This window comes from Streptococcus sp. 3874 (genome assembly GCF_013276425.1).
Lineage (GTDB): Bacteria > Bacillota > Bacilli > Lactobacillales > Streptococcaceae > Streptococcus > Streptococcus pseudopneumoniae.
The window spans coordinates 1-4935 of the sequence record NZ_VMLA01000099.1; the positions used below are offsets into that span (position 1 = coordinate 1).

At 34.1% G+C, this 4935-nt stretch carries 6 protein-coding genes; 2 read left to right on the forward strand and 4 right to left on the reverse strand.

Annotation, left to right across the window (positions count from 1 at the left end; genetic code table 11):
* The coding region (locus HT703_RS09290; protein WP_172930047.1) for a helix-turn-helix transcriptional regulator at positions 1-836 on the forward strand (836 nt) is incomplete at its 5' end.
* Positions 837-1083: 247 nt separating this feature from the next.
* Here the strand turns inward: HT703_RS09290 and HT703_RS09295 are convergent.
* The 4 genes from HT703_RS09295 to HT703_RS12030 all read right to left on the reverse strand — a co-directional run bounded on the left by HT703_RS09295 (position 1084) and on the right by HT703_RS12030 (position 4566).
* The gene (locus HT703_RS09295; protein WP_172930048.1) at positions 1084-1725 is read right to left on the reverse strand and encodes an ATP-binding cassette domain-containing protein; all 642 of its coding nucleotides are present in this window, start codon (positions 1723-1725) and stop codon (positions 1084-1086) included.
* A gap of 4 nt (positions 1726-1729) precedes the next feature.
* The gene (locus HT703_RS09300) at positions 1730-3931 is read right to left on the reverse strand and encodes an ABC transporter permease (protein ID WP_000221426.1); all 2202 of its coding nucleotides are present in this window, start codon (positions 3929-3931) and stop codon (positions 1730-1732) included.
* A 6-nt stretch (positions 3932-3937) separates the two neighbouring features.
* A complete protein-coding gene (locus tag HT703_RS09305) occupies positions 3938-4231 on the reverse strand; it encodes a hypothetical protein (protein ID WP_000748217.1) in 294 nt (97 codons plus the stop codon).
* Positions 4232-4395: 164 nt separating this feature from the next.
* A complete protein-coding gene (locus HT703_RS12030) occupies positions 4396-4566 on the reverse strand; it encodes a PhrA family quorum-sensing system peptide (RefSeq protein WP_001227862.1) in 171 nt (56 codons plus the stop codon).
* 182 nt (positions 4567-4748) lie between these two features.
* Here HT703_RS12030 and HT703_RS09310 point away from each other — a divergent pair.
* Positions 4749-4935 (forward strand): helix-turn-helix transcriptional regulator (locus tag HT703_RS09310; RefSeq protein WP_172930049.1); only part of this gene is annotated, 187 nt, incomplete at its 3' end.

Here is a 4935-nt window from a genome sequence, read left to right on the forward strand (position 1 = left end):
AACAAAGCCAGATTAGTAAAATTGAGAGAGGGCATTTCATTCCCTCCGCAGACCTTTTGTTCAAACTCTCCCAACGACTCGAAGTGCCATTAGATTATTTTTTTAATGAACAAATTGAAATTAAATCTAACCTCTCTAATTTCAAGCAATTATCTGCTCGACTATTAGATGACAGAAATTATGACAATTTGGAATATATTTATAGAATAGAGATTGAACGAAGTACTTTTCTAACACTAGAAGACCGAACTTACCTTGAATGGATTAAAGCTATTATTGACTTCTATCAATATGACAGTAAGTGTGAGGCAATTTCTTCATTGGAAAATATATTATTAAAAGTCTCTTCAAATACTCTGATTTATTTAAAGGCGTTGAATACTCTATCTAATTTCTATTCCTTAGAGGGTCGTGAACAAGAATATGAGGCAAACTACTCTCATTTGATGGAGTTATATCAGACAAAAAATTTTGAGCATCAAGAGTTTTTATTTGGCTACATCAGAGTTCGTTACAACTACGCTCACTACCTAGTGTCAAAGGAAAAATATAACGAAGCCATCCAAGAAGCTCTTGAGACGATTGAACTCTGTAAACAAAGACAGACAAGCTACCAACTGGCTCCTCTACTTATTCTTGTAGGAAATGCTGGAGCCAAATTTCTAGACAAAGAACAAGTCAAAAATTATTATATAGAAGCAAGAGAGTTATGTAAGATTTATAACAATCCTTTCTCTGTGAAAATCGCAAGTTTTTCCCACCTTTTCTCAATACTGAAACAACATCTTTCCAGAACTTCAATAATTTCTTTTTGTGTTAAATCATTATTTAACTAAATCTTTGGAGGCAATACGTTTTCAAAGCTACTTTTTACCATAGATTTTGAGCTTTCAACACATATTACTAAGCCAAAAATGCTCTAAATTTTTGAAATTCTAACAAATTCCACTCAACTTTATCATCATATTTGACTTTCACAATATCTTTCTCAAAATAACATGGAATAAAGATAGTTTTCTTTTGAAACGGGTTCAGAAGTAACCGTATCAAGTGCTAATAATGCTTGAGTTAATTTACAAGAACCTACTCCAGTAAAATGATCCTATCACATTGCCGTGCTTGCTCCATGTTATGCGTAACAATCAAAATTGTTTTACCAAATTGATCTCTCAAAGTTCGAATCAAATCGAATGCTTTTTGAGACATTTCAGGATCTAACGATCCGGTTGGTTCATCTGCTAGGACAATATCTCCGGGCTTTAAAATAGCTCTCACAATCGCAATTCTCTGCTGTTCACCTCCCGATAATTCATTGACTTTACTATTTAACCGATTTTGTAGACCAACAAATTCTAGCGTTTCCTTGATTCTCTGCTCTTTCTCCTGTCTAGAGAAATTCGAAAAAGTCATGGCAAGCATCAGGTTATCTTTCACACTAGATGTAGAAATGAGTGCATTGGATTGAAAAAGATAGTTGATGACATTCCTTCGATAATGAACTGCTGATTGCGAATTTACCTTAGGCAAAACTTTTCCGTTGATTAGGATTTTACCACTGTCAACAGTATCCAATAGTCCAATCATATTGAGGATAGTCGATTTTCCAGAACCAGAAGGTCCTACTAAAGCTACAAATTCATTTTCCTCAATATCAAAGCTTAAGTCTTTGAAAATTTCTCTTGAACCAAATTGTTTTGATACATTTTGTACTGAAATTCTAGACATGAGATTACTCCTTAAATGATTGTATGATACTCTCTCCTTCTTTACGGAACAAACTGAAGTAAAGAAGCATTATCTGAAAAGCAAATGTAGCTAGTGTCATGACTATTCCCAACTTAGAACCCACCAAGATAGAAACGATTAGTTCCATCACAGAAAAACTAATAATGAGAGAAACCACACCAATATATCTTTTCCATGGTGAGAATCCCATAAAGTATTGAACATACAATTTTTCTTCAAATAACAAGCGGTACATTAAGACAAAACTCCAGAAAATAGCCATCATCGTAATGATGATAATCGCTATAATCGTGCCGAAAAGATAAAATGTATAACTCAGATCTTTTTGAAGACCATTGATAAAGTTCTTGACAGTTGTAAAACTCAACCGATTATCCGTTAAATCTGGAAATTCTGTTTCTAAAACGGACACTACCTGTTCCATTGTTTCCCTATCACGAATCTTCAAAAGACCATTATAGCCGCTGACAACTAAGTTTGCCGACTCCATGAAATATAGATTCTCTGGTGTTGAGACAAAAATAACTGGATTCTCACTAGTTGTACCATAAGAAATGGAATCTGACCAAGTAAATATTGGTCGAGACGGTTGGTAAACCTTGAACATAAATTTCGGATTTTCTGTGAAATTAGTTTGTAAATCTCCCGGTTTTACAGTGACACTTTCCTGTAAATAAGCCTTCATCGCCTCAAGTTCTTCTGTATTGAGCGTGTTAGGTAGAAGATAAAGTCGAGTACCATTCCTCATCTCTAGCAACTCCTCATCACTTAGGGGAATACCTAACTCTTGCAGGTAATTATAGGAGAATTTCAAATACCAAAATGGTTTTTTAGGGACATGTTGGTATGTCCCATAGACTGCATCAAGGTACTCCTGATTAAGAAATTTTCCTTGGGCAATATAGACACCTGGAAGCTCAGATATACGCTGGTAAAAGTTATACATACTACGCTCAAGGGAATTTGTAGTTCCTGCATATGTACCTACATCATCTCCCTCAACAAAGCTGGAGATAACGTACATATCTTCAACATTTTTCCACTCCCTAGATACTTTCATATTATCAATAAACTGATTCGTTGGAGCATCTAAAGAGTAACTGACTGCGATTAACAAACCAGCTACCAAGGTATAGAATAACAAGCAGGTTACCATTAAAGGCTTCATTGGTAATCGTTTATGAATTGCGGCTAATGGAGAAACCGAATAAACAATAATCGTTGGAATAATGAATATCAATAGTAGCAACAAGACTGAGAGGCTGACTCCAGCAAAAACTAGAATAAACGATGATAAACCAAAACTAGACCAGCCTGACAACAACCAACTACATAAAGAGATAATTGGAATAATGTAGATTGAAAATAGTAGAGAATTTTTGAAAAAAGCAGACCATAATTCTTTTCTATCCCATCCTAAAAGAATCAATGTTCCGAAATGTTTAAAGGATTGAAGAACACAGATTAAGAATAGAATCAGTAAAATGAAGGCATTTACTAAGATGCTGATAGCAAGTATTATTCCCCAAATTCCCTGATCAGTACTACTTCCAAAACTTTCTTTTGTCAAATCCTCAACAGAAATACCTGACATCTTTGAAAGATGCAACAGAAAGTTATCTCTTGAGACAGCATCGTGGAGACCATTGATATGGTATATCCCATTGATCGTATTAGTGTTTTGAAAAGTATAATCTAATCGTTCAATGACTACAGGTGTGCTAAATAATAAATCTGGAAGCTCGTAAAGCATATTATTTGAGCCTTTGTCAAGTCCAATAGTCATACTATTATCACTATGAGATAATAAATCTGCAAATTGTTGTTGTGAGACTACTATTTTACCCGTACTTTCAAAATCTGAAAAACCAGCAGAGCTGCCAAGGATGTCTATATAAATCCTATTTAGACCTTCTCCTGTATCACTACTTTCAGAACGTTTTGTCCATATGGACAAGTCACTCTGTTCTAAAAAATAATTAAATACATCTTGTGATTGCTCTTCTGTTAACTTCTGAAGATAAACTGTTACAGTTTCGGAATGATGATTATAACTCTGCCATGACTGTTGATACTGTAAACCTGCTAAAAAAATTGCCACCAGAGCAAGTAAGACACTCTGGATGGCAATCAAAAACAGGATTAAGTATTTCATTTTACCTAATAACATGTTTTTGTATGTCATAGGTACTTACCTACAATTCCAGTAACATTCAGCTGTAGCAGTTCCGATGAATTTAGAAACACGTGCTTCTACTCCAGGTGATTGCCAGCCTGAGAATGCCCCGTTAGCAGTTGCTGAGTGTTCGTAAACACTAGACTGAACATTTGAATAGCTCCAAAGGCCAGCAGTACGACCATAATCCCAATAAACTGCAGTACCTTTATACCAAACTGTTGCAGCTGAAACAATCGAACCACCTGCACCAGCTAAAGTCAGTGCAAGTAAAGATGTTGTAATTATTTTTTTTATGCTTTTCTTCATCGTAAAGCCCTCATTTCTTTCACTTAAAATCTAACAATAACAATGACTGCATTTAGAAATATCAACAAATCATACCCTAGTACATCGGAATCCCTTCTTTCTAATTAAAAATTAGATAAAACAGAAATACTATATAGTTAATAGTATTTTCATCATTTAATCAACTAATCAGCCTTCCCAACATCAAGACCATTGGACTTCTTTTGCGATTGCACTCGAATCTCCAATTGTTTATTCTTCTGAATAAACTGTTGGTAAGGAATTGTATTACTAAACATAAAAACACCTAGCAATGCAAATGTAACTAATTTTTTAATTCCACGTTTTTTTCTCATGCAATGAAACCCCTTTCTTTTTTATTCTAACAGATATATTTTATTTAGTCAAGTATTTTTATGTAATTTTTAACTTTTTTTTTTGTTTATTACCATAAAGAATTATTTATTCCTTTAACTTGCTATTTTGAACTAAAAATTTTATAATGAAATTAAGCAAATAGGAAGGTTTATTATCTTTAATGAATACACTCGCAGAGAAATTCAGATTGAAAAGAAAAGAGTTGAGACTCTCCCAACAAACTCTTGCAGAAGGAATTTGTGAACAAAGCCAGATTAGTAAAATTGAGAGAGGGCATTTCATTCCCTCCGCAGACCTTTTGTTCAAACTCTCCCAACGACTCGAAGTGCCATTAGATTATTTTTTTA